Source organism: Bacteroides intestinalis DSM 17393 (genome assembly GCF_000172175.1).
Taxonomy (GTDB): Bacteria; Bacteroidota; Bacteroidia; order Bacteroidales; family Bacteroidaceae; genus Bacteroides; species Bacteroides intestinalis.
The window spans coordinates 1-26,234 of sequence record NZ_ABJL02000007.1 but is presented as its reverse complement, the minus strand read 5'-3'; the positions used below and the strand labels follow the sequence as shown (position 1 = coordinate 26,234).

Genomic DNA, 26,234 nt, shown 5'->3' with positions numbered 1-26,234 from the left:
GTAACATGAAAAAAAATAGATTATCAATAGCGTTATTATTAGGCTTATTGCTTTTCTCTTCTTGTGATAGTTGGTTGGAACAAGAGGACAAGATGGCTTTTACGGAAAATCAGGCCTATACATCAGAAACTGGCCTTAACAGTATTGCGGCCAATTTTTATGGTCGTATGAAGTACTGGCAAGATTTTGGTACCGATGGAGATTCTTATGATCTTACTCGTTGGGATGAAGCGTCCAATAATAGTCAGTACTGGAACTTTGCAGGAAATGTAGGAACTGATTACAGAAACTTTTATGATTATGCCTTTATCCGTGAATTAAATCTTCATATCCGTAATTTGAATACGGTATCTGCCGGTTCAATTGCCGTTGATAAGTTGAAGTATTTTCAAGCAGAAGCGCGTTATTTTAGAGCCTATACTTATTTTAAGATGGTTGTTCAATACGGTGGCGTGCCTTTGGTTACTGAAGTAACAGAATATATGGAGGATCCGACGCCATTGGCTGTGCCCAGAAATAAGGAATCTGAAATTTATGACTTTATTATCAGTGAAATGGATGCCATAAAAGAAGATTTTGGAACTGCCCGTGTTAAGACTCGTGCTACCAAAGGTGCAGCTATGGCCCTGAAGTGCCGTGCAGCTCTGTATGCCGGAACTTTAGCATACAACTATGATAAAAGTGCTACCAAAACTTTGAATTTGTCAAGTGGTGCTACGGGTATTGAAAGAAGTAAGGCAGAAGGTTATTTGAAAGCTTGCCTGGATGCTTGTGCCGAACTGGAAGCTATGGGTTATCAACTTTATCAAAAACAAGCTGATTTAGCAACTAACTATGCAGAAGCATTTATTGCTAAACCGGAAGATAATCCAGAATTGATTTTCTGTAAGGCTTATGATGGAGTGAATGTGAAGAATAACTTTACTACCCGTGCCCTTACGCGCAAATTGGTACGTGCTTCGAATAATAAAGCAGGTTGTCAGGTTAATCCTGTCTTGAATCTTGTGAATGATTATGAAATGCTAAACACACATGAAGTGAAAGAGATGGACGCTTATGTAGGTGATGAAGTGATCGAAGATATGAATGTGTATACATCTACTTGCAAATATAATCTGTACGATAAACCGGAAGATATTTTTGCAGGACGTGATCCTCGTTTGGCTGGTACGGTACTGTATCCGGGAAGTTCATTCAGAGGTACTTCTGTTGATCTTCAGGCAGGTCTGGCTCTTCCTACTGCTGATGGCTATGAATTTAAAGCAGCACAGACCATTGGACAAGTTGATGATTTTACATATGAAGGTCAGAAAGTGACTGGAGAAGATGGACCTCTTCGTGGCGATGATGGTAGTAGTAACTGGTATATTTCTCATTCCGGTTTCTTATTGAGGAAGTTTGTTGATACTGCCGCTGGAAGTGAGATAAATGGTGCAAGTTCTGTTCCTTATGTAGTATTCCGTTTTGGTGAGGCTTTGTTGAATGCTGCTGAAGCTGCTTTCTATTTGAATGAACTAGGAGTAGCCAGCTACAATGGCCGTCCTACTAAGACTGTAGCATTAGACTATATCAACCGCGTACGTCAGCGTGCAGGTGGTGAGGTGTTCAAGTTGACTGAGAATGAACTGACATTTAATCGCATTGTAAACGAAAGACGTGTAGAGTTGGCATTCGAAGATCATCGTTATGAAGACTTGAAGCGTTGGAGAGTTGCTGATGAGTGGTGGTTCAATGACCAAGCTAATCAGACTGCTACTATCTATGTATTGTGGCCGTATAAGATTTATGCTCCGGGTACACCCGAAAATGGTAAGTGGATTTATCGGAAGATGAAAGCTCAGAATAGAGCCAGTAATGCTATTTTGAGTTTCAATAACACAATGTACTACAATGCATATCCGATGAATGAAGGTAACCCGAACATTGAAAAGAATCCTAATCATTAATTTATCAACTAAAGCTTAAAAACAATGAAAATAAAATCTATAATTGCAGCAACATTTGTCATATTGGGATTTACTATGACATCCTGCGAATATGATAATTACGATGCCCCGTCTTATGTTTTCAGCGGTCAGTTGAAATGTGACGGAGAAAATTTTCCTTTTGACTCAAATAGAGGACTGTTAAGAGTTTTTCAAAAAGGCTATGGTAAAGTCGACGGTGGTGGTACGGGTATACGTACCAACGATGAAGGACATTACCAACAACTCTTCTTTGATGCAGAGTATAAAATGACATTAGTAAACAAGGCTCTACCTTTTGAACTCCCTGATTTTGAATCATTAGGTGCAGGTAAGGGCTATGACTCTATTACCTATCATTTTAACTCGAACGTTACACAAGACTTTGAAGTGCGTCCGTACTACAAGTTGAAGAACTTGAATGCTGAACTGAAAAACGGTAATATCGTTGCTACTTTCAATATTGAAAAGATGACCAACACGGTGAAAGCTGCTCCGAAGATTGTAAAAACTCGTATCTGGTTAAGCACAAGTTCTTTGGTTAACAGTGGTATTAAGTGTACACGTAGCAGTGATGTAGAATACATCGATGATACGACATTGCAGGTGTATATCCCGTTGTCTGAGTATCGTAAGAAGGAAAATTTCATCGACAACTATCGTACTTATGCTTTCTATCGTGTAGCTATTGAGTTAGAGGGAATGAACGAATATTTCCTCTTCTCAACAATTAAGAAGATCGAAAACCTGCCGGTAGAGTAAACACTATGTTTTGATATAAAGGCTCTGCCGGCATAAACCGGCAGAGTCTTTTCAAATTAAATTTATTGTATTCCTGATAATATCTGAAACATGAAATATCTATTTATACTCATCAGTTTCCTCTCGTTCATCCAGTTTTCCCTGGCAGCAGAAAAAACATATACATTGCAAAGTGGTGATGCCAGCCTGTCTGTAGTCAAAGATGGAAAACGCCTGATCCTGCAAACTGGTAACGCCCATTATTTGAGTTTAAATGCTCCTTATGTAGTTACATTGGAAGTGAATGCAGAAACGCTGAACGGTTACTATTCTTCTGTAAAGGAAGAAAAAGGGTCGTTGGTTTGCATCGCAAAGTTAAAGTCATCTCATGGAACCGTATTTCATGTAAAAGATGTGTTTGCCCCCGATACAGAGAATCATTTCCGTATGGATAGGGAGGTAACGATTGAAAAGATTGGAAAAGGAGATGACTACTTCAACTCTTATTTCGGATTGACTCTGCAACGTAAAACACAGATTGAAGATTTTGAATTCTTTGTTCCGGGTATCTGGTACAGGAACAACCTGAGCCTTAGACGTGGTTCTCTTGCCAGTGACTACACCGATAATTACTTTTATTTCCGCGAAGACCGTTTACCCTTGCCATTGGTATCTGCCCGTGAGAAGGCTTCCGGATTAGCTATTGACATGGTGCACTTGAATGCTGATCCTGAAACTTTCTATGGTGAAAATGGAGTAAACCGTATAGTGGATGAACGTATGCAATTCGGTAGCCTGGGTTTCACAGAAACCGATTCACACTCTATTCTTTTTGTCTTCCCGGGAATTGAGGGCGAAACCACCTATGTAGGTCGCCTCCCCGAACAGAAAAGAAAAGGCTTTGCCTATCGCAGTCATCCTGTGAAAGCCGGAGTGAAACATACATATAGCCTGACTTTCGGTTTCAACCAGACAAAAGATTTCCCCGAACTGGTGGAAACAGTATGGAAACAGGCGTGGAATAAATATACCCCTGTCGTACATAAAATAGATGTGAAAGATGCTTATGAAGCTAGTATTGAGGTGCTAGATGCTTACCTGTTGAATCTGAATGGTGCACCGGGCTGGCCTTTCTCGATCTATCTGCCTAATGGAATAGCCCGTGCTTATAACTATCAGATGGGCTTTATCGGTTTCCAGATTTCAAATGCCTATTTCCTTTTGCGGAAAGGATTGGAAATTGACAATCAGGAATATGTACGCAAAGCATCGGAAGTTGTTGACTTCTGGGTGAATAACTCACAACAGGAAAGTGGCCTTGTAAGTCCTTGGGCAGATGCCTATGTAGATCGGAAAGCAACCTGGCGTGATTATGAAGCTTATATGCGTGTTGCTGCCGGTGGTATGGAAGGCATGATGGGTGCATGGAATATAATGAAAAAGCATGGAATTAATAAACCCGAATGGCTCTCCTATTGCAAAAAGTACGCTGATTGGCTGGTACGGAATCAGGAAAAGGACGGTAGCTTTTATCTCCGTTATGACTGGAGAACCGGAAAGCCGACTCATGACAGTAAATATACAACTACTAATACCATCCGCTTCCTGATTGAACTCTACTCGGTTACCCAGGACAAACGCTATTTGGATACAGCCTTGAAAGCAGGTGAATTTAGTTATGACTTTATCCACCATGATTACCTTTATGTAGGTGGAGTTATTGACAATCCCAATGTAAAAGACCGTGAGTCCGGACAAATGGCTATTTATGCTTTCCTGGCACTTTATGACGTTACAAGTGATGCCAAGTGGAAGGAAGCCGCCATACAGGCTGCCCGCTATACGGAAACCTTTATGTTTGCTTATCACGTACCGATGGCCATTAACGATACATTGACTGATTTCCCAAAGGATGTAAGTATTGTAGGGCAAACCCTGATTGCTACCGGACACTCTGCAATAGACAACGGACTGGCTTTCTCTTCCTTTCAGTACTATCGCTTATACCTCATGACGAGAGATACGCATTTCCTGGAAATGGCAAAGCTGATTCAAAACAATACTCTTTCCATTATGGATCTGAATGGAGACATGAGATACCGTTACAGAGGTTTGCTTACGGAATGCTTCAACCCGCAATCCAATCGTGGACATAGTGTACGCCAGCAGCTTCCGTGGAATCAGGCTTCCATACTCGAACCTATGCACCGCTTTATGGATGCTTTCGGCGAGTGGGATATTGATGTCATAGAACAGTGGCCGATGGAAAAACGGCAAGAGATGATAGAGCGTTATGCGCGTACACAAGGTTTGGAAAAAGAATAAAAAAGGAACAAGCTATGAAATATTATATCGTAACAATGCTATTGTGGGTTGGTGCCATTCAGGCTTTTTCACAACAACCCCGTCTGAAACAAGTAGATGAATATTTGGCTGCTACCGGGCAAACCGTTGAACTGAAAGGTGCTCCCGAGAGGCGGTACGGGTTATTGAGTACCCTCTACAATAACCAGAAGAATTTGATGCTAAACTTGCCCGATCTGGAAGATTACGGTGCACGTGAGGTCATCCCTTTCGGCTTTCGACTAAGTACTGCTTCGGAGATAGAATTGGCAGGTCAAAATGAGAATATGGCAGAAAGTACTGTACGACCTTTTTATAGTAAAAGCATCTTTTCAGGAGTTTCCTATCAATTCTGCGACAGCGTGATTTATGGCATTATCCTGTTTTACGATACCCAGGATAATGCTAAGCGTGCAGCAATAGAAAAGAACCTGGACAGACATTTTAAGAAAGCAGATTATAAACAGGGAGGTGCTGTGGTTTATTCCGATCCGGATTATGCTGTAAGACTACTACCCGGCAAAGTGGAGTTCTATTCTTTATTCCATTTTCCGGTAGTTGAAACTTTCTATCCGGGAGTATCACACAAAGTGTGGTATGGACCTTATAACTATGAGGCGAATGGTGCATCGGTGATGCTCGCCTTCTATAATCAGGAAAGTAAAGAGAATAATATCCAGTCGGCCTTTAAAGTCAGCTATAAATATCCTGCTGGAAAGCCTTTCAAGATGAATCTTATCCGGTTTATTCTGGACGACATTACGTATGAACTTCCTTTGGAGATAGAATATTCCGACGTAGCAGATGGTGGTAAAGCAGTGGAAGAGCGTGATACGCGCACTTTCGTGTTTCCTGAAGTACTGAAAGCGATAGACCGTTCGAAGACGGTTAAAGTGGAATTGGTAGGTGAAGGTGGACGGTTGCTTTATGAGATGCCTGCTTTTCAGCGTGCATCCGTTCATACTGCATACGAATATTTCCGTTGGAATGTGACCAATCCGATGGCTAAATACAGAGCCTGGTAAAACTAATAGTCAACAACTCTAATATGATAAAATATGAAATTTAAGAATTGCTTTGTTGTGATGCTGGGAGTCGCAGCATTACTTTCTGTAACCTCATGTGGAAATACTAAAGTGAAGAAAGACGGATTGGCAGAGGTTGATTCTCTGGCAACTACGTATGTGAACCCTTTGTTCCAGAAAGGTCCTGATCCCTGGGCTCTGTTCCATGAAGGTATTTACTACTATATGCATACCGTGCAAGATAGTCTGGTACTCTGGAAGACTACAGACGTTACCGATGTAAAGAATGCTCCCCGGAAGACTGTCTGGATTCCTACCGAATCTTCTAATAAATGCCATCTTTGGGCACCTGAAATCCATAATATCGATGGCAAATGGTATATCTATTATGCCGCCGATGATGGCAATACGGACAATCACCAGATGTATGTATTGGAGAATGTAAACAAAGATCCTTTTGATGGAGAGTTTGTAATGAAAGGCCGTATCAGTACGGACAAGGATAACAACTGGGCTATCGACGGTTCTGTATTCCAGAATAAAGGTGAATTGTATATGGTATGGTCTGGTTGGCAAACCCGTCGTGTGGATACCGAAACTCAGTGTATCTACATTGCCCGTATGGAGAACCCCTGGACACTGGGTTCCGAGAGAGTTCTGATTTCCAAACCGGAATTGGAGTGGGAAAGACATCATAAGAACGAGAACGGCTGGAATCCTTCTTACGATATTTTTGTAAATGAAGGTCCTCAACCCCTGCTGAGTCCTAAAGGTAAGTATGTTCATATAGCTTATTCCGCCAGTGGGGTATGGACTCCGTATTATGCTCTGGGTATGCTGACGGCGAGCACTGACAGTGATATGTTGGACCCGAAGTCATGGTCCAAATCCCAGCAACCTGTATTCAAACAGTCACCAGAGAACGGTGTATACGGTACAGGACACAATAGCTTCTTCCCCTCTCCTGATGGTACGGAATGGTATATCCTGTATCATGCTCGCGACACACAGGTAGATCCTGAAGGTGCTGGAGATACCCGTTCACCACGTGCCCAGAAGTTTGTATGGCTCGAGAACGACTATCCCGATTTCGGAACTCCGCTTCCTACAACGACTCGTCTGAACAAACCGTCGGGAACAGTAGCAACTTCTGCAAAGTAACATCCATTCAATAAAAAGAAACCCTGATGATGAGAAACCGATTATTCTTTTGCTTCATACTTTTGATAGGTGTATCGTTTCTTGCGAAAGCCCAGGATAAGAAAGAAATCCGGAAAGCTGTGAAGCAGCATAACCAGGCAGTCTATCTGAAAGAAGGGTGGATACGAGATCCGTATATTTACTTGTGTGAGGATGGTTTCTATTATCTGACTGGTACCACACCTACGTATGGAGATACCTGTGAAGCCGGAGATCCCTATAATCTGGGACTGGACCATGTTTCTCGGAAGATGGGTTTGAAACCAAGTATAGTCGGTTATCAAATTCGCGTATGGCGTAGCCCGGATCTTGCTGAATGGGAATATCTGGGCGAACCCTTTTCGTTGGAAAAGGGATACTGGGCCCGGCAATTCCCGGATGCTTTCCAGAATAAATCTAAGAAAAACTGGTTGCTTTGGGCCCCCGAAATGTACCGGGTAGATGGCAAATGGGTATTTGTACATACCTCACCCGAACCTGTAGGCAATGGTGCCAATCTTATTATTGCCGATCATGCGGATAAGAATGATTCTTTCGCTTTCCCTATGGGAGATGATATGAGAGACAAGCACGATCCTTCTCTTTTTCGTGATGATGATGGCACTTGGTATCTGACGTGGAGCAATACCGAGATTGCCCCTCTGAAACCTGATTTTCAGGGATTGGCAGCAAAACCTGTACATATTGATCCTTCCGACCGCAGCATCGGGCACGAAGGTGCAACTATACGGAAGATAGGAAAAAAGTATGTACTTTTCGGTACGGCATGGTCTACGGATGATTCCCGTAAGGGGTCTTATAATCTGTATTATTGCACAGCCGACCGGATAACCGGTCCTTACAGTGAACGTCGTTTTGCCGGCCGTTTCCTGGGACATGGAACTCCGTTCCAGGATAAGAAGGGCCAATGGTGGTGCACGGCATTCTTTAACGGGAATATCGCACCTGTATCCAAATTGGGCATTCAGAATCGCGATTTAAGTGAGACTGCTCAGACCATTAATGAGCAGGGAACCACGATTGTTCCTCTGGAAGTAAAGACAGGGAAAGACGGGGATGTTTATATCCGCGCTATTGACCCTGCATATGCTGTGCCCGGACCGGATGAAGCACAGAGGTTTCAGCCGTAACCCTTTGGTTCTTATGCCTTATTCCGCTGATGCAAAAGATGGTATGTTTTGTTGTAAAAGATGCCATCTTTTGCATGAAGTCTTAGGGAGATGTTGAAAGGAATAAGGGAAAGAGTTATTGGGGAGTAATGTAGAGGTTTTGGGGTATTATATGTTTGGTATTGCAAGTGATAATTTATATTTTAGACGCCTGAATCTTACAATAACAGGCTTATGAGTTATCATTTACAGGAAAAAGACTGCAGATTATCATAAAATAATTTCAAAATATAGGCTTTATGAGAAAGAGTATTATTGCTTTGACCCCATTAATGATTGCTCCCCTTTGTTGGGCGCAAGAGAAGCCAAATGTCGTTATCTTTCTGGTAGACGACATGGGCTATTCCGACATCGGTTGTTATGGGGGTGAGATTATGACCCCGAATCTCGATAAGTTGGCATCTACAGGGGTTCGCTTTACCCAGTTCTATAATACATCCCGTTCTTGTCCGGCGCGTGCCAGTCTGATGACCGGACTTTATCAGCACCAGGCAGGTATCGGTCAGATGTCCGAGGATCCGGGAACGTTTAAGAAAGAAACGCAACGGGATATCAATGATTGGGGCTCCGAAGGCTATCAGGGTTATCTGAATCGTAATTGTGTCACCATTGCCGAAGTGCTGAAAGAAAACGGCTATCATACCTATATGGCAGGTAAGTGGCACTTGGGTATGCATGGGCAAGAGAAATGGCCTTTGCAAAGAGGTTTCGAACGCTTCTACGGTATTCTGGCAGGTGCTGCCAGTTACTTACGTCCGGAAGGTGGACGTGGTCTGACGCTGGATAATGAACATTTGCCTGCACCTGAATCTCCTTACTATACCACGGATGCTTTCACCGATCATGCCCTTCAGTTTGTTGGTGAACAGAAGGATGACAAACCATTCTTCCTGTATCTGGCTTTCAATGCTCCGCATTGGCCCTTGCAGGCAAAAGAGGAAGACATTCAGAAGTTTACCAAACTTTACCGTTCCAAGGGTTGGGATAAGATACGCCAGGAGCGTTACAACCGGATGCAGAAGATGGGTATTATCGATAAGAATGTTGGTTTCGCCGAATGGGAAAACCGTTCCTGGGATGAACTGACAGAGAAAGAAAAGGATGAATCCGCCTATCGCATGGCTGTGTATGCAGCACAGGTACACTGTGTGGACTACAACGTAGGTAAGGTGATCGATTATCTGAAGAAAACCAAACAACTGGATAATACCTTAATCCTGTTCCTTGCAGACAATGGTGCTTGTGCCGAACCTTATCTGGAATTGGGAGGCGGCAAGCAGGAAGATATTAATAATCCTGCCTGCAATAATATGCCGTCCTATGGCAGAGCCTGGGCGCAAACTTCGAACACTCCGTTCCGGAAATACAAATGTCGTTCCTACGAAGGTGGTATATCCACTCCTCTTATCTTCTCCTGGAACAAGAAACTAGGCAACCGGCATGGCAATTTGTGCACTATTCCGGGTTATTTGCCGGATATTATGCCTACTGTTCTGGAAGCGACAGGCGCTGCATATCCTGAAACCTATCATGGTGGAAATAAAATTCATCCTTTGGTAGGTACCAGTCTGTTCCCCGCCATTACGGAGAAAGTGCCCTCCCTGCATGAATATATGTATTGGGAGCATCAGGGCAATCGTGCCATCCGTTACGGTAACTGGAAAGCAATACGTGATGAAGCAGGTACGGAATGGGAACTTTACGACATTGTGAAAGACCGTACGGAGAAAAATAATCTTGCTTCCCAGCATCCCGATGTACTGAAGAAGTTGCGGAATGAATGGGAATACTGGGCGATAAAGTACAATGTGCTGCCTAAACATCAGGACTCTCCGATGTTGTTTGCCGATACTACCCGTACAGGCAGGCCTTTCTCGAAAGATCCGCATGTGATTCCATTCCACGGAAAGTACCTGATGTATTATTCTGTACCTCCTAAGGGAAATTCGGGTTGGGGAATAGGTATAGCAGAGAGTACGGACCTGACACAATGGAAGCCTATCGGTTCTTTGTCTCCGGCTGCCGACTATGAGGCTAAGGGCTTGTGTGCACCGGGTGCACTGGTACGTAACGATACGATCCATCTATTCTATCAAACGTATGGTAATGACAAGAAAGATGCGATCTGTCATGCATGGTCGGTGGATGGCGTGAACTTCACACGTAATGCTACCAATCCTATTTTTGCCCCTAAAGCGGGTGACTGGAATTGTGGACGGGCCATTGATGCGGAAGTCATATTTGCAAAAGGAAAGTATTTTCTTTATTATGCTACCCGTACACCCGACTATGTGAAACAGATTGTAGGTGTGGCTACTGCTCCTGCAGGTACAAATTTCAATCGGGAAACATGGACGGAGGCCTGTGACCGTGCCATCTTGGTTCCCGAATGGCCGTGGGAAGAAACTTGTATAGAGGCTCCTTCAGTAGTAGAGATGAATGGTACGCTATATATGTTCTATGCAGGGGCTTATAATAATCGTCCGCAGCAGATAGGACTGGCAACCAGTACAGATGGTATCCACTGGAGGAAAGTTTCGAATAAACCTTTCCTGGCGAATGGAGATCCGGGGGCCTGGAACTATTGCGAATCGGGTCATCCGCATATCTTCAAAGATAAAGATGGGCAGACCTACCTCTTCTATCAGGGCAATGAGGATTTCGGCAGAACCTGGTTCCTTTCACAACGAAAGATTATCTGGAGGGATGGTTTCCCTCAACTGAAATAACTATCTTTTTACCAAATCTCTGCAATTATATGGTAGGATGTTTTTAGGATTAGTTAATTAGTGAAGAAACAGTAGAATAGGATGTAAATCCTGAATCTACTGTTTCTTTTTTTAGGGTTATGCTCTAAGTTTACTTTTCAGGGAAGATGATGCGGTAGTTTCCACTCAGGTGCATAAAAGCGAAGAGGCGGAGCAGCCCGTCATAGTAAGCATCGAAGTATCCGTCTTCATACGGCTCGTGTTTTGCGTTCCACAACTTGTCTACGAACTCACGGCTTTTCTCGTGAGTGCACATCAGTGAGGCGACGGCAGAAGTGGCTACTAAGCCTAAAGAGTGTCTTAACGCCTTGTGTTCTCCGGCTCGGAGGGTATCTTTTACCTGTGTACCGTCTATGTTGTACTGGTCTACGAAAGTATCAATACCCTGGCTGTAGAGAAAGTTCTGGATTTTGTTGCCGTATTCCTGTTGCCACTCTTTGTCGGCACATGCCCAGGAGTAATCTAAAGCAATATTCATCGGTACACGCCAAGAATCGAAGCGGAAAGCATCACCAATAATGCGGTTATTGCCCAGCAGGCTGCCGTCATAGTTGTTGTAATCGGGGTTCAGACCGGTTACGGGGTGGATGCTTTTATGCAGGTATTCACGACTGCATTCGGCACATTCACGCCAGAAGTCGGCTCTGCCATCATCGGCCCAGCGTGCCCATACTTCATAGAAAGCGGGTACGTGGTAAGATGGATCGGTGAAAAGGCCGCCCCGTATGTCGGGGACGAAGGTGATGAGCTTATGCTCTACATTGATAAAAGGCATTACTCGGTCTGTACCATCTTTCTCCATGGAACAGTTCAGGATATTCCGAGCTTCGGCAAGGTAGTTGATGCCGGTGTCGTTTCCCCAACGGTTGGAGGCGAAGATGAGGGCGGTTACATAGTAAAGTTCTCCGTCGGAGGCGGGGCCTTGGGAGTTACGGGTACCGTCTGTCTCGCAGCTCCAGGCGAAGTATCCTTTCAACGGACCGTCTTGATGCTGCATGTACTTTGTGCCCCATCGCCAAAGGCGGTCGAAGATATCTTTACGGTCGAACTGGACTGCAATCATTAATCCGTAAGACATACCTTCGGTGCGGACATCATGGTTTTTGATGTCACTGATGTAAGCCATAGAGTCGCCTACTTCAAAATATACTTTGTCGGGACCGTAGAATACACCGTCAAAGACGGATTTGAGCTTGGCATCAATATCTGCCTGTTTGTAGCCCATCTCGGCGAGGAGATTCCGGTATTTCTGTGTTTCAAAGGCACCTTTATCCCAGGGCTTTGTCGGGTCTGCCTGGCTGCACGATGTCCCGGCGATGAGGCAAAGGAGGAGGTAAAATAAGTTCTTCATAAAGGAACGTTTTATATTATATGATTTTCAAGATTACGCAGTTAAATTATCATTTAACAATGACTGGTATCGCCTTCAACTGTTTCAGCTCCGACGTACCACCATAAAGTATTTCATAATCACCTTCTATCGGGCGCATTGTATTGGTTTCCGTATCAAACCATTCGAAATCTTCTTTGCTTAATGATACGGTCACATTGCTGGTTGCCCCTTTGGCGATGTTCGCACGCTTAAAGGCACGGAGTGCGTGCGACGGACCTTCTTTGTCGCCCGGACGACGCAGATACACCTGTACCACTTCTTCCCCGTCGTATTCACCTACATTGCTCACGGGGATGGTCAGGATGGTTTGTTCTCCATCTTTTACTTCCTGTGTATTCAATGAAGCGTCTCCGTAACGGAATGTGGTATAACTCAAACCATGCCCGAAGGGGAAGAGCGGAGCTTCTGTCATGTACCGGTACGTGCGTTCCTTCATGGAATAATCTTCAAAGCCGGGCAGTTGGCTCGTACTCTTATAGAAAGTGACTGGAAGACGTCCTGCCGGGTTATAATCTCCGAAGAGGACATTGGCGATAGCCGTACCACCGGCTTGACCGGGATACCATGCTTGCAGGATAGCATCGCATGTTTTCGATTCGGGAGTCAGAGCGATAGCGGAACCGGAGAAGTTGACGAATACGATCTTCTTTCCTGCTTTCTTCAATTCGGCAAGCAAACGGCTTTGGATAGATGGAAGTTCGATGGTTTCGCGGTCACCTCCCTTGAAGCCGGGAATGTTGACATGCATTTCCTCACCTTCCACTGCCGGGGATATACCTCCGGCAAAGATGATGACATCCGCCTCTTTTACCTTGTTTACTGTTTGCTTCAGATCAACGGGGACTTCACGCCCCATGTCAAAATCGAGTGCGGCATCACGGTTGCGGAAAGTAAAATCAATCTTGATATGATATTCCTTTCCAGCTTCTGCCTGGAGGGTGTAGACTTTTGCATTGTTCTTGAAGTTCATGCCTGCAGCCACTTCCTTACCGTTAATGGAGAGTTTCGTTATCCCTTGAGTCTGGAAGCGGAAGGCGATGTCTTCACTCTTGACGGGGCGGAATACGGATTCGTAGCTGGCAGAGAAATCTTGCAGGTTGATGCCGGCTGCAAAGGTCGTGGCACCGGTGGTGATGAAGTGGAAGGGGGTGCTGATGTGATTGGTTGCATCCGGTGTTCCTTCCTGTTTCGTATTATTCCAGTATTTGGCACTGAAACCTTGTTTGCCATCCATGCTACATTGCTGGAATACGCTTTGCAAAGTAACATCGGAGGTCAGGTCGCATCCGGGTTCATAGATGATCTGTGATTCGGGCAGATATTCGCGGATACCCTCCAATAGAGTGATGGTATGTGAGGGGAAACCATTGTAGTTGCCCCATTGCATTACGGAGTCATTGGCATTAGGTCCTACCACGGCCACTTTCAGGTTTTTATTTAAAGGCAGTAAACTCTGATTGTTTTGCAACAATACAAGGCTCTCGCGTGCCATGCGGAGTGCCAGTTCACGATGTTCTTTACTATCTACCACGCTGTAAGGAATCTGTGCCCAGGACACTTGCGAAGGTTCGTCCATCTCGCCCAACTCAAAGCGGGCTTTCATCAGGCGCTTCAGAGAGATGTCTATCTGTTTCTCGTCAATCAACCCTTCCTTCACAGCTTCGGGCAGTGATCCGTAGCTATCTCCGCATTCTATATCTGTTCCGGAGAGTACGGCCTTGGCGGAAGCGTGTTGTTTGTCGGGATCGGTTTCATGGGCACCTTTGTTGTAGAAGTCGCTGATTGCCCAGCAATCCGATACTACGATTTCTTTATATCCCCATTCGTCACGCAGAATGTGCATTAGTAGGCGGTTGCTTCCGCAACAGGGTTCACCTTCAAAACGGTTGTAGGCACACATCACTTCTTTCACATGCGCTTTTTGAACCAGGTCTTTAAAAGCAGGCAGATAGGTTTCCCAAAGATCACGCGGGTCGATGTTTTCGGCATTGAAACTATGGCGGTTCCATTCCGGACCGGAATGTACGGCATAGTGCTTGGCGCAGGCATGCAACTTGTCATATTTTTCCCCCTCAGGACCTTGCAGACCGCGTACCACTGCCATACCCATCTGGCTGGTGAGGTAAGGGTCTTCTCCGTAAGTTTCTTGCCCCCGTCCCCAACGCGGATCACGGAAGATGTTGATGTTAGGTGTCCACATGGTGAGCCCTTGATAACGCTTCAATCCGCCTTCTTTGCTGAATTCGGTATTCTTGGCGCGTGCTTCATCCGAAATTGCGGTGAATACATCGTAAAGCAGTTCATTGTTGAAAGAAGCTCCCATACCGATGGCTTGCGGGAATACGGTTGCCAGTCCGGCGCGTCCTACGCCGTGCAGCGCTTCGTTCCACCAGTCATAGGCTTTTATGCCCAGTCGGGGAATGGCGGGAGATGTGTTTTGCATCAGGGCGGCTTTCTCTTCCAGTGTGAGTCGGCCTACCAGATCATTGGCACGCTCTTCCGGGCTTAGTGCCGGGTTTTTGTAGGGAGGTTGTGAACAGGAAAGGAAGCACAGACACAGGCATCCGATTCCGGTGAGCAACTGAAGTTTTCTTTTCATGGTATTAGTGCGCTTTTTATTGTTATTAATAGACTTCTGTTTTGTCATTGTGGATGACGATTACAAAAATAGGCAGAAAAGAGGATTTGGAAGAAGAATCGTATTTCAGATAGTTAAGCCTATGTTACAGATTTCTTCCGGATGTTACATCTTGTTTTGCTGAGGTTACATTAAAAAGGAAAATACCTGTTACAAGGCATTTATATTTTCTCGCAACGGATCAGAACTTTCTGTTCATTGATCAAGGTCGTAGCGAACAGATAAACTTCTCCGCCTTCGCTCAATTTGATACGTTTACGGAGTTCCGCTACTGAACTTGGAAAGTTACGAACCGTGATATTGGCTTTCTTCAGATCTCCTAATACGCTTTTTAGTTCTTTCTTATTCAATGTACATATACCCGTTATCCGGAAGCTTCTTCCGGGGAAGTTCTTTATCGGTTCACCGGAAGTATAGAGGTGACTGTTGGGATGCAGTTTCTTCACCTTATATATACAGGCTACATTGCGGAAAGCCCCTGCTTTGAGGATGGACGCATTGGGCTCATATAGATATTTATCTAAAGTATCGGTATATTCATTGGAGCTTGATTGTTCCTGTTCGCGGGTGAAAGTGAAGAACTGTCCGGTTGGCTCTGTATTTCTCCCATCCTTCATTTGCAGATTGATGCAATGGATGGGAATATTCTCTGCGGCAACAGTATTGTGTCCTAAGATGAGTAAGAGTTCTTTGCATTCATTGTTTACAGAAACAATATGTGCTTCCTGTACGTACTTTAAATCCTGAATAGCCAAAGACAAGTCGAGCATGGGGGAGAGTTTCACCATTACGTGCTGCGCCTTTTCGAGCAGCAGGGATTCCAGTTCGGCTACATTCGGTTCACAGTCGGCAATGGCGACGGTCTTACCGCCATGTCCGTCTCGACGGGCGGGGTCAATGAATATCCAGTCGGCGGAAGACATTTCTTGCAGATGCCGGATGGCGTCTTTGTTTTCTATCCGGATATGGTTCAGAGCCAGTAGCGGAAAGTTATGCGAAGCAATTTCGCAAAGAACCTCCTGCCGTTCCACATAGGTGACATGATGGAATTTCGGAGAAAGAAAAGCACAGTCTATGCCGAACCCTCCGGTTAAGTCGGCCAGTGTGCCGGAGGAAAACTCCGGAATGATAGATGCTTTGTATCGTGCCGTAGCTTCCGAGGAACATTGCTCTAAGGACAAGTGGCGGGGATATAGAATGCCTTCTTCTGCATACCAGGATGGTATTTTCTCTGCCGCCGCCTGTCTGCCTGCTATCTGTGTCAGTGCGACAGGCATATCCACACCGGGATATTTCGGCGCTTGCAGAGCCAGGTTGCGTACATCATCCTTGCAGTGTTCGTGTATAAAACGAAGGGTTTCGTCATTCAGTTTCATAAACCTTATCGTTTAGTAGTTTCTTTGAAGCCATAATCCGAAGAAACGGTCGTAAATCTGATAAGCTCCCGCCTCTTGTGTGACAAAATCCTTTTCCAACAGTCCTTTTAATGCCGATTGTACAGAGCTGGAAGATGGCAATCTATATTTCTTGATGAATGCACCGGAGGTAATGGCACTTGCTTTCCCTTCTTTGGTAATAGCAATGAGCAGTTCTTTTTGTTTCTCGGGCATCCGGAAAAGGGTCTCGGAGTAGGTATATTGAAACGAGCCTATGATTTGACAGATGGCTTCCTCTACCATCGAAATATCGGCAACCTGATTGACAGGTGTCATGTCATACAGGGTATGCAGTACTTTCTGCATGTACCAGGTTATACCATCGAAATATTTGTATATGTGTTCGATGGCTTCTTTGGATATAGTCTTATTTGCTTCTTTGAAATGTTTCTGAGCAAATTTGATGTATTCTTCTAAAGGGATGCTTTCCAGATGCATCATCGATACGCTCTGATAAAAGGGACGTGATGCTGTCAGGAATATATTACCCATAATGTGCCTCTGGCTTCCGGCAAAGATGAAATGGGCATTGTTGCAATGTTGCACATAAGTACGCAGGATAGCTTCTACATTGTCTTCTGCATAATTGGTAATTTGCTGGAATTCGTCAATGGCTACGATACAGGGCTTGTTGGCCTGTTCCAGATAATGAAATATTTCATCCAATGTAGCATCCGGAGACTGGATGTCTCCCAAGCCTAAATTGAATGAAGGGTTACCATTAAAGTCGAATGTCAGACTGGCTTGCAGCGACTTCATCGTTTCCCAGAAAGTCTGTATCGCTTTCTTGCCCGAGGATTTTAATGACTCAATAATTTCTTTACTAAGGGCAAACACAAACTCACGCAGAGATTTAGTTGCATATATGTCAATAAAGAATGTGTAATATGCCTTTTGAATTTCTTTACTCTGGAAGCAATGACGTATCAATCCTGTCTTACCCATTCTTCGCGTTGAGATTAACGCGATATTATTACCATTGGTCATTTGGCGGATAAGTATCTCGCTCTCCGCTTTCCTGTCACAGAAATAGGCGGGGGATATGTATCCGTTTATAATGAAAGGGTTTCGGATGATTGGCATGGCTTCTTTACTTTATGATGATTATGCAAAGATAATTATTATAAAGTAATAATGCAAAGAAAATAATAATGGCTTCACTTAAACCTGTATTTGTGCTTCCCGAAGTATCGTCTCCATGATATCCAAATCAGAGTTGACTTCACCTTGCAGCAGATACTTGTCCCGCTTACGGACTACCTTCTCATAAATCTCCTTCGCACGCTCCGGCCGGTTCTCCCAATACAAGGCAAGTGCACACAGCAGGCGTTGTTTGGAGGACATCATGGTCTTGTATCGCTGGATGTATCTCTTTGTCCTGTCTGTATAAAGTCGCTCCACTTCTTCTTGTCTTCGTTCGCCTATCAGTTCGAGGAACAAGAGTTCGCATTCGATTTCTTTTACGTATAATCCTACAATTTCTTCTTTGTGTTGTTCTATCTCGCTGAAAAGGACCTGCGCTGTCTTGAACTCTTTCCGGTCGACATAGCGCGAGATATAGAGTAATTTTACGGCAACTTGCATGATATTCTTATAGTCTGTCACTTCATCGTTCGGGAACCATTCGTCCGGCATATCTTTCAGTCTCATGCCTTTCTGAACTTCAGCGTTGACGGCTAATTGAAGGGCCAGGTACTTCCGGGTATTCAGGTCGCGGTGCATCAATATCAGGTTGTAGGCATCATTCGTGATGCCCGACATTTTCAATGGGATGCCGTTCATCAGCGCCAGGAAGAAACCGCAGATAAAGGAAAATAGGAGGAATAGATGCAGGGGTAACGGCAATTCAGGGTACGAAATCCAAAGAATAAGTGCGATGATTCCCGTCAACAGATTCATCAGTACCCCGCCTGCATTGTACCAGAAGTAAGGCATTTGTTCGTAAGGCTTATCCGGTGGGGAAAGCAGGCATTGGCCGCCTGTGCCGGAGATGGAGAAGCGTTTGAAGCGGAACTTTCCACCTTCTTTTATCAGGGTAAGGCTGCCCACACGGAAAGAGACGAACCGGTAGCCGGTAGCAAGCCCGAAAATCAGATGTCCGCCTTCGTGCAGGATGATTTGTACGAAGACAGCAAGTATGAGGCATACCAACGACAGGATACAGGAGAGCAATAATCTGCTTAGCTGTACATTCCCCATGTTGCCAAAGAATTCACTGAGTGTGGTTTCCGTAAAGAATGTAATGCAAAGCATCACTGCCCCGAAGCCGATGCATGCCCCGAACAGGGTGGAGAGTATAAGTTTGAGAGCTTGTTTCATAGTTGTTCCGGTATGAGTTTTTACCTGGTTTCTCTGCACAAATATAAGGAATATAGGGGATTTTTACGGTATAACCCTGTATTTTTGTTTGGCTTCCTGGCGGCTGCACCAGTTGAAGTGCCACCATTCACTGGACAGAGTGCGGAAACCTGCGGCACGCATAATGGTGCGCAACAGTTGGCGGTTCTCTTGTTCCTGTTTCGTCATTTTTCCGCTTTGCACCAGGGCGGCTTCGTTCGTGATATGGGCTTCGGGACCCAGATGGTCTACTTTCGTGCCCATCGGCAGAGGGACTCCCGCTTCATCCAGTATGCTGATGTCTACTGCCAGACCGTAGTTATGCAGTCCGCCGCCACGTGCCGGGTTGGAGACGTAGATATATTTGGAAGTGCCTTTCACCACGTTCCACATCTTTTGCTGTACGCTCATGGGGCGGGCGGCGTCGTAAACAATCAGGCGGTAGCGGGGATGCCGCTTCTTTAATTCCTGCTGTGCCCGTAGCAGTCCTTTCAGGGCGTCGGGGTGCAGATAGGCCTCGTGCAAATCTTCGTATAACACCCGTCCGGTGAAGTTATCGGCACGTGTATACATCAGGTCGATGGCAATGGTGCTGTCCGCTTCGGCAATGTTTACGAAACCGAGATTTTCCATGTGGCGGGCAGTCTGGCTTTGTTGTGCTGCGAGGGGGATGAACCAGAAGGTTATTAAAAGATAAAATAGATGTTTCATACCATTCTTTTAGGGATTGCAAAGGTACGAATTCCCAAGGAATTACCTATATTTGTGAGATACATAGATTTTGTCTATCAGTGTATAGATTTTGTCGGTTGGAGGTAAACCTAAGAAGAACTACTTTTGTTACATAATAATTCATTCATTAAACAAAATCCCATGGAAGAGAAAAAACTAACCGCTGCTAATGGTCGACCAATCGCCGACAATCAGAACACCCAGACAGCCGGACAACGTGGTCCGGTCATGATGCAAGACCCCTGGTTTCTTGAGAAACTCGCCCACTTTGACCGTGAAGTGATTCCCGAAAGACGTATGCATGCCAAAGGCTCCGGTGCATACGGCACGTTTACCGTGACACATGACATTACGAAGTACACCCGTGCCGCCATCTTCAGCGAAGTAGGCAAGCAGACGGAGTGCTTTGTCCGTTTCTCTACCGTGGCCGGTGAGCGCGGGGCTGCCGATGCCGAGCGTGACATCCGTGGTTTTGCAATGAAGTTCTATACCGAAGAAGGCAACTGGGACCTGGTAGGAAATAATACCCCCGTATTCTTCCTGCGTGACCCGTTGAAATTTCCCGACTTGAACCACGCCGTCAAGCGCGACCCGCGCACCAATATGCGCAGTCCGAACAATAACTGGGACTTCTGGACCCTTCTGCCCGAATCTCTCCATCAAGTGACCATCACCATGAGCCCCCGTGGCATTCCTTATTCCTATCGCCACATGCACGGTTTCGGTAGTCATACCTATAGCTTCATCAATGCCGATAACAAACGCATCTGGGTGAAGTTCCACCTGCGCACCCTGCAAGGCATTAAAAACCTGACCGACCAGGAAGCCGAAGCCATCATTGCCAAAGACCGCGAATCACATCAGCGGGATTTGTACGAGAGCATTGAGAAAGGCGATTTCCCGAAGTGGAAGTTCCAGATTCAATTAATGACCGAGGAAGAAGCGGATCATTACCGCATCAATCCATTCGACCTGACGAAGGTTTGGCCGCATAAAGATTTTCCATTGCAGGATGTAGGTATCCTGGAACTGAACCGTAATCCCGAAAACTACTTCGCTGAAGTGGAACAAGCTGCCTTCAACCCCCAGAATATTGTAGAAGGTATCGGCTTCTCTCCCGACAAGATGCTGCAAGGCCGCCTCTTCTCTTATGGCGATGCCCAACGTTATCGCTTGGGTGTAAACTCAGAACAAATTCCGGTGAACAAGCCCCGTTGTCCGTTCCATGCCTACCATCGCGACGGTGCCATGCGCGTAGATGGTAACTATGGTTCAGCCAAAAGTTATGAACCGAACAGTTATGGCGAATGGCAGGATTCTCCCGAGAAGAAAGAACCGCCTTTGAAGGTTCATGGCGACGTCTATAACTACAACGAGCGTGAATATGATGATGATTACTACAGCCAGCCGGGCGATTTGTTCCGACTGATGCCTGCGGACGAGCAACAACTGTTGTTTGAAAACACTGCCCGCGCCATGGGGGATGCCGAACTCTTCATCAAGCAGCGCCACGTTCGCAACTGCTACAAGGCAGACCCGGCCTATGGCACAGGTGTAGCCAAAGCTTTGGGTATCGATTTGGATGCAGCTTTGAAAGAGACGCGATAGGTATGAATTGTCTTTTGATAAATGACAGGTTATAACTATCAATTCTAAATACGTTTTTTGTCATACTTTGCCTACATCCTACACCAATGTCTGCTTTCTATTGATTGTCAATTAGATATCGGAGATGTAAAAGGGTGTAGGCAGATGTATGAAATCTTCTGCCTACACCCCGAAACATGCCTTGAAGTGCATGGATTACTCTGTAACTTATTTATTATCAGCTATTGTGAATGCTTTATGTGCATCTTGCCAGTTTATGTGCAAATATCCCTTTTTCTCAAGTAAATAGAGGATATTTAGCCCTTTCTTCTTCGAAAAGTCAGTAAACAGTGGCAATCTTTTTTACGATATGCGTGTATAAAGAGGGCAATTCTCCGTTACTAATCCCCCATTGCCCCTTTCCTTTTCCCCTTTTGCTTTAAAGAAAATGATGTTATGCCATAGGCAAAACCTTGTTTTTCAATTGCGAGACATACCGTTTTGTTACTGGCAAAAGGATAAAAACAATAAGGCAAAATATAGTTTTCAACCTAACGCTCTGTGATATAGCGCAGCTACCCCAAATGGTAACTTTGTTCACTCCACACGGTAACTCCATTTACATACCGCGGTAAAGACCGTTACATGCCGCGGTAAAGGTCGTTACAATAAGGGGTAAAAGCCATTACATACGGCGGTAAATGCTTTTACATTTTGTAGTAAACAGTCGGTAAATGCTATTTGTTGATTATCAGTGGATTAATAAAAAGCCCATTAGCAATCTTTAATTCATTTCTGTAGGGTTATGAATCAAATCCAACTACTCATTTGCGTGTCTTAGTATTCATCGCTCAGAGATACCACCTTCAATTGTTTTTCAAATGTCGCCAGCGGTAAGTCTGTGTAGACTTCCACCTTAACTGAACTTCCGGGAAGTATATCGAAATAGTTGTCGCTGAACGAGCTGTTTACGTCTCCGGTAGCAATGAAGACGGCACGGGCGAAGTTATCACTGCTAAGTGTTACCTCAAAACCTCCTTCAATGGGCTGTACACTGGTTGCAAGTTGGGCCTTGGGATAGTTCACCTCTTTTTGCTTCACCAGGAAGTAGTTGTTGGTATAGTTGCTATTCCCTTTATCCGTCAAGAGGACGGCATGGATGAAGACGTCTTCTTTGCGTGCTCCTTTCAGGGCTTCATCCAGTGGGACGGAGAAAAGCGCCTTGCTGCTATTGGCATCTACTTTCACATTCCGGTTGTAGCTGTTGAGAACTTCCCCCGTCAGCTTCATGACTTTTACCTCAAGCCTACCGTTGCAAACCTTGTGGCGGTCGGAAACAATCTGAACCTTCAACTGCCCGTCTTCGTCGGCTATGGGAGATACAAGGATGTCCCGGTAGGCTTTGCGGGCGAAGTAATGCTGCGCTTTCCAGCGACCGTAATAGTCGCGGCTTGCCCAGGAAGCCACGGGCCAGCAATCGTTATGCTGCCAGAAGAGCGTTCCCATACAGTAAGGCATATCCCGGCGGTGCGCTTCGATGGCGGTTTTGATGGCGTCGCCTTGCAACACATGGTTCATATAAAGAAATGCTTCGAAGTTTCTGGGCTTGCGGTATTCGTTCAGCAGATAGGTTTCAATCAACTCGTTGGCATGCATACCTCCCCGCTGATGCGACATCATGACTTCCGAATAGATGTCCCAATCCTCTTGACGCGGTGCATAGCGTTTCACCGATTCAAATTCGGGGAAGGACTGGAAACCGTATTCGCTAAAGAAACGGCTTCTCTCCTTATTATACATTTCAATCGGCTTCTTGCCGTGCCATACTTCCCAGTAGTGGCGGTCGCCGTTGCGGTCGTCGCTGCCGCCATCATAGCGGGCGAAGGGGGAAGAAGGCCAATAGAAGCTTTCGGGAGCATACTCTTCTACCACCTGAGGGAGTGTGACGTTGTACTGGTCGTTGAACTGTTTCCAGATTTTCTGTTCGTATTCGGGGTTCTGCGCTTTATACCGCTTCTGCCAGCCCCAGTTGAACCAGGCATCGTTACATTCGTTGTTGCCGCACCAAAGGGCGATGCAGGCATGGTTGCGGAGCCGCTTCACGTTGTCGATGGCTTCTTGACGGATGTTTTCCAGAAGCTCCCCTTCGGCGGGATAGAGGCTGCACGCAAACATGAAGTCCTGCCAGACGAGGATGCCGTAGCGGTCGCAAAGTTGGTAGAAAAGGTCGCTTTCGTAGGTGCCGCCGCCCCAGATGCGGAGCATGTTCATGTTGGCGTTGGCGGCGTCGAGGATGGTCTTTTCGTATTGCTCTGGTGTGACGCGCGGCAGGAAGTTATCCTGCGGGATATAGTTGGCACCTTTGGCAAATACGGGGATGCCGTTCAGTTCTACGTAGAAGGTTTTTCCATCTTTGTCCGGGCGGTTGATGATTTTGAGTGAGCGCAGGCCCACTTCTTCTGTCCAGGCATCGGATGTCTGATTATTGACGGTGAGGTCTGTGCGGAAACTGTACAGATGTGGTTCGCCCAGTCCGTTGCTCCACCATAGTTTCGGGCTCTTGATGGAGAAGGGTAGGGAAATCTTGTTGATGCCTTTCTGCAGGGAAACGGTTTGCCCCGCCAGTACTCTGCCGGAAGCGGCTTCGGTGATGGTGACGTTTGCCTGGTCTATCTCCTTGTCTGCCAGTATCTCCACTTCTCCGATGAGGGATGCACGGCTTTTGCTGACTTCCGGCTGGCGGATGAAGACATCGTTGATTCGGGCATTATCCCAGGCTTCCACATATACAGGCCGCCAGATGCCGGAGGTGACGAGGCGGGGGCCCCAGTCCCATCCGTAGTGGTAACCAGCTTTGCGGGCGAATACGCTGACTTTCTTATTGAATACTCCGCCGTTCTCGGACTGGTCGTTGCCGGCTTCATACTGGTAAGGCAGGGCGTCCCACTTGGGAATATCCACTTTGATGGGGGAGTGGAAATAGATTTTCAGTACGTTCTCACCGGGTTTCAGGTCGGGCTTGATGCTGGTTTTCCATTCGCGGAACATGTTGTTGGCTTCCAGTATCTTCTTCTCGTTCAGGTATACGTCGGCATACGTATCCAGTCCTTTGAAGATGAGGTCGATGTTCTCCCTTCCCATCATTTCGGGGGTGAGTTGGAAGGTGGTCTGGTATATCCAGTCTTCTTTGTCAATCCATTGCATGCCTCGCTCGTTGAGGCGGAAGAAAGGGTCTTCGATGATTTTGTTGTCCATCAGGTCGGTGTGCACCACTCCGGGCACGGTGGCGGGATACCAGTTGCTTAGTCTGGCTTGCTTGAACTTCCATCCTTCATTCAGTTCTTTGCGCAGGGGGACGGCTATCAGGAGGGCGCTGCACAGGAGTGATGAGGTCAGCAAAGACGCTCGCTTCAGGTTTAAATTCGGCTTTTTCATTATGTATAAGATGTTTCTCAGCCCAAAGATAATAATAATGAGGTTGAATTCTAAGTCCTCTCCAAACAATATCTATAAAATCTTACCCAAGTTTACGAACATTAACGTATCCTTGGGTAAGTTTGTATATAGACATAACTACTCTTCGGAAGTGTATAGCTACTTCCTAAACCTAAGATATTTTCGAAGTTAAGGACCTTTTTATTATACGGCTAATGTTACAAATGGAGTCTGCCTTCGTATCACAGCAAAAGACCTTGCTATGATTTTGGCTCTTACAGCATTGATTACAGCTGCTTTATGTTTCCCCTCTGCTATTTTCCTTTTATAGTATGCTTTCATCTGCGGATCCCAAGAGATGGCAGTAATAGCTGCCCGGGTAAGGTATACTTTTACTTCTTTGTTAGCCAATGAAGAAGTCTGCGTTTTTCCCCGTATGGAAATACCTGAAGTATGTTCAAATGGGGCGACCCCACAATAGCAGGCAAATTTCCTCGGGTTGTCAAATCTTTGAAAATTGTCAGTAACACACAGTAATACAATGGCATTGATAATTCCTATTCCTTTTATACTTCTTAATAGCAAGTAGTTTGTGTAAAGCGATGTACTGGCGGCTATTAGTTGCTCCATATCCTCTTCCACCTCCAGGATTCTTTCTTTTATCGACTTGAGCTGCTCTTCCAAAAAAGAAATAGATTCTGTCACATCAGCCAACTTAGCCATCCGGGAGAATGTTTCCAATAACTTTATGCTTGATACTTTTTGCTTGACTAAATTGTCACGTATAATAATCCATCCCCGCAGTCTCACCAAGTCTTTGTCAGGCAATTTGTATAACTCCAGTTTTCGATAGTGTAATACCGCATAGTTCGCTATTCTTTTGGCGTCAATGCGGTCATTTTTGCCTCGTTGCAAGCCTATGGACTTCTTGATGGTCAACGGGCAAACCAAAGCCAGGGAAAATCCCATGGAGACACTGGAAACAGATAACTCTGTGACATAACTTCCCATGTTTTCAGCACAGAACAAGAGTTTGGATAAAGAGAGATGATAACCAGCTATCCAATCCAATAAAGATTGGATCCCAGTTGGAGCGTTATCAAAAGACTTGTGAGACAACTCTTTTTCGTCTGCGGACATTAATGATGCATCGAAAGTTTTTTTTCCTACATCAAGACCTACAAAATGAGAATAATTCATAACTTTGTATTTACAGTATTAAACATGAAGGAGAAACAGCTAATACATTTATTAGGTCGTGAGCCTACAATTCTAACTGGCTAGGTTCTCCTATTAAGAGAGTTGCAGTCTGATTCAGCCTATAGTCATTTAAGACTAGTGTCAAAGTTAGTTCACTGCAACTCTACTTTTCAAATATACACTTATATTTTGTTGTGATATTTAATACTGCAAATGTAAATGTGTCAAAAGTAAGAATCACTATCATTTCGCTCTGTCATCCTGAA

Annotated in this window: 16 protein-coding genes and 1 pseudogene; 9 read left to right on the top strand and 8 right to left on the bottom strand. The window is 45.3% G+C overall.

What is annotated here, in order from left to right:
* The first annotated feature begins 5 nt into the window (after positions 1–5).
* The 8 genes and pseudogenes from BACINT_RS04240 to BACINT_RS24490 all read left to right on the top strand — a co-directional run bounded on the left by BACINT_RS04240 (position 6) and on the right by BACINT_RS24490 (position 11,171).
* Positions 6–1,946, top strand: a complete 1,941-nt coding sequence (locus BACINT_RS04240) for a RagB/SusD family nutrient uptake outer membrane protein (RefSeq protein WP_007660847.1) — start codon at positions 6–8, stop codon at positions 1,944–1,946.
* Between the two features lie 24 nt (positions 1,947–1,970).
* Complete coding sequence (locus BACINT_RS04235) at positions 1,971–2,726, top strand: DUF3823 domain-containing protein (RefSeq protein ID WP_007660846.1); 756 nt, start codon at positions 1,971–1,973, stop codon at positions 2,724–2,726.
* A gap of 90 nt (positions 2,727–2,816) precedes the next feature.
* A complete protein-coding gene (locus tag BACINT_RS04230) occupies positions 2,817–5,030 on the top strand; it encodes a glycoside hydrolase family 76 protein (RefSeq protein WP_007660845.1) in 2,214 nt (737 codons plus the stop codon).
* Between the two features lie 14 nt (positions 5,031–5,044).
* A complete protein-coding gene (locus tag BACINT_RS04225; RefSeq protein WP_007660844.1) occupies positions 5,045–6,073 on the top strand; it encodes a hypothetical protein in 1,029 nt (342 codons plus the stop codon).
* A 33-nt stretch (positions 6,074–6,106) separates the two neighbouring features.
* Entirely contained in the window at positions 6,107–7,234 is a 1,128-nt protein-coding gene (locus BACINT_RS04220; protein ID WP_007660843.1) for a glycoside hydrolase family 43 protein, read from the top strand.
* A gap of 26 nt (positions 7,235–7,260) precedes the next feature.
* A complete protein-coding gene (locus BACINT_RS04215) occupies positions 7,261–8,403 on the top strand; it encodes a family 43 glycosylhydrolase (RefSeq protein WP_007660842.1) in 1,143 nt (380 codons plus the stop codon).
* A gap of 311 nt (positions 8,404–8,714) precedes the next feature.
* A pseudogene (locus BACINT_RS24495) lies at positions 8,715–10,265 on the top strand (arylsulfatase); the annotation flags it as partial.
* On the top strand, positions 10,239–11,171 hold the full coding sequence (locus BACINT_RS24490; RefSeq protein ID WP_044532670.1) for a family 43 glycosylhydrolase: 933 nt from the start codon (positions 10,239–10,241) through the stop codon (positions 11,169–11,171). The pseudogene BACINT_RS24495 and the gene BACINT_RS24490, both read left to right, overlap by 27 nt.
* A 130-nt stretch (positions 11,172–11,301) precedes the next feature.
* Here BACINT_RS24490 and BACINT_RS04200 read toward each other — a convergent pair whose 3' ends face one another.
* The 6 genes from BACINT_RS04200 to BACINT_RS04175 all read right to left on the bottom strand — a co-directional run bounded on the left by BACINT_RS04200 (position 11,302) and on the right by BACINT_RS04175 (position 19,725).
* Positions 11,302–12,561: a glycosyl hydrolase family 8 gene (locus BACINT_RS04200; protein WP_007660840.1), complete on the bottom strand. Its 1,260-nt coding sequence runs from the start codon at positions 12,559–12,561 to the stop codon at positions 11,302–11,304.
* 49 nt (positions 12,562–12,610) lie between these two features.
* On the bottom strand, positions 12,611–15,202 hold the full coding sequence (gene xyl3A / locus BACINT_RS04195) for a xylan 1,4-beta-xylosidase (RefSeq protein ID WP_044154763.1): 2,592 nt from the start codon (positions 15,200–15,202) through the stop codon (positions 12,611–12,613).
* Between the two features lie 200 nt (positions 15,203–15,402).
* Entirely contained in the window at positions 15,403–16,617 is a 1,215-nt protein-coding gene (locus tag BACINT_RS04190; RefSeq protein WP_007660836.1) for a THUMP-like domain-containing protein, read from the bottom strand.
* A gap of 12 nt (positions 16,618–16,629) precedes the next feature.
* The gene (locus BACINT_RS04185; protein WP_007660834.1) at positions 16,630–17,760 is read right to left on the bottom strand and encodes an AAA family ATPase; all 1,131 of its coding nucleotides are present in this window, start codon (positions 17,758–17,760) and stop codon (positions 16,630–16,632) included.
* A 78-nt stretch (positions 17,761–17,838) separates the two neighbouring features.
* Positions 17,839–18,996 (bottom strand): zinc metalloprotease, encoded by a 1,158-nt coding sequence (locus tag BACINT_RS04180; RefSeq protein WP_021967504.1) that lies wholly within the window; start codon positions 18,994–18,996, stop codon positions 17,839–17,841.
* A 63-nt stretch (positions 18,997–19,059) separates the two neighbouring features.
* Entirely contained in the window at positions 19,060–19,725 is a 666-nt protein-coding gene (locus BACINT_RS04175; RefSeq protein WP_007660824.1) for a M15 family metallopeptidase, read from the bottom strand.
* A gap of 162 nt (positions 19,726–19,887) precedes the next feature.
* Here BACINT_RS04175 and BACINT_RS04170 point away from each other — a divergent pair, with 162 nt between their 5' ends.
* The gene (locus BACINT_RS04170; RefSeq protein ID WP_007660823.1) at positions 19,888–21,354 is read left to right on the top strand and encodes a catalase; all 1,467 of its coding nucleotides are present in this window, start codon (positions 19,888–19,890) and stop codon (positions 21,352–21,354) included.
* Between the two features lie 816 nt (positions 21,355–22,170).
* On the opposite strand, the gene BACINT_RS04165 is transcribed toward BACINT_RS04170, so the two are convergent.
* Both BACINT_RS04165 and BACINT_RS04160 read right to left on the bottom strand, forming a co-directional pair.
* Positions 22,171–24,768, bottom strand: a complete 2,598-nt coding sequence (locus tag BACINT_RS04165) for a beta-mannosidase (protein ID WP_044154762.1) — start codon at positions 24,766–24,768, stop codon at positions 22,171–22,173.
* Positions 24,769–24,972: 204 nt separating this feature from the next.
* Complete coding sequence (locus BACINT_RS04160) at positions 24,973–25,968, bottom strand: IS110 family RNA-guided transposase (RefSeq protein WP_007660818.1); 996 nt, start codon at positions 25,966–25,968, stop codon at positions 24,973–24,975.
* Between the last annotated feature and the right edge of the window lie 266 nt (positions 25,969–26,234).

What these genes read in the sequence shown, in the direction of transcription:
- BACINT_RS04240 (WP_007660847.1), top strand. Translation starts at nt 6, where the DNA reads ATGAAAAAAAATAGATTATCAATAGCGTTATTATTAGGCTTATTGCTT.
- BACINT_RS04235 (WP_007660846.1), top strand. Translation starts at nt 1,971, where the DNA reads ATGAAAATAAAATCTATAATTGCAGCAACATTTGTCATATTGGGATTT.
- BACINT_RS04230 (WP_007660845.1), top strand. Translation starts at nt 2,817, where the DNA reads ATGAAATATCTATTTATACTCATCAGTTTCCTCTCGTTCATCCAGTTT.
- BACINT_RS04225 (WP_007660844.1), top strand. Translation starts at nt 5,045, where the DNA reads ATGAAATATTATATCGTAACAATGCTATTGTGGGTTGGTGCCATTCAG.
- BACINT_RS04220 (WP_007660843.1), top strand. Translation starts at nt 6,107, where the DNA reads ATGAAATTTAAGAATTGCTTTGTTGTGATGCTGGGAGTCGCAGCATTA.
- BACINT_RS04215 (WP_007660842.1), top strand. Translation starts at nt 7,261, where the DNA reads ATGATGAGAAACCGATTATTCTTTTGCTTCATACTTTTGATAGGTGTA.
- BACINT_RS04200 (WP_007660840.1), bottom strand. Translation starts at nt 12,561, where the DNA reads ATGAAGAACTTATTTTACCTCCTCCTTTGCCTCATCGCCGGGACATCG.
- xyl3A (WP_044154763.1), bottom strand. Translation starts at nt 15,202, where the DNA reads ATGAAAAGAAAACTTCAGTTGCTCACCGGAATCGGATGCCTGTGTCTG.
- BACINT_RS04190 (WP_007660836.1), bottom strand. Translation starts at nt 16,617, where the DNA reads ATGAAACTGAATGACGAAACCCTTCGTTTTATACACGAACACTGCAAG.
- BACINT_RS04185 (WP_007660834.1), bottom strand. Translation starts at nt 17,760, where the DNA reads ATGCCAATCATCCGAAACCCTTTCATTATAAACGGATACATATCCCCC.
- BACINT_RS04180 (WP_021967504.1), bottom strand. Translation starts at nt 18,996, where the DNA reads ATGAAACAAGCTCTCAAACTTATACTCTCCACCCTGTTCGGGGCATGC.
- BACINT_RS04175 (WP_007660824.1), bottom strand. Translation starts at nt 19,725, where the DNA reads ATGAAACATCTATTTTATCTTTTAATAACCTTCTGGTTCATCCCCCTC.
- BACINT_RS04170 (WP_007660823.1), top strand. Translation starts at nt 19,888, where the DNA reads ATGGAAGAGAAAAAACTAACCGCTGCTAATGGTCGACCAATCGCCGAC.
- BACINT_RS04165 (WP_044154762.1), bottom strand. Translation starts at nt 24,768, where the DNA reads ATGAAAAAGCCGAATTTAAACCTGAAGCGAGCGTCTTTGCTGACCTCA.
- BACINT_RS04160 (WP_007660818.1), bottom strand. Translation starts at nt 25,968, where the DNA reads ATGAATTATTCTCATTTTGTAGGTCTTGATGTAGGAAAAAAAACTTTC.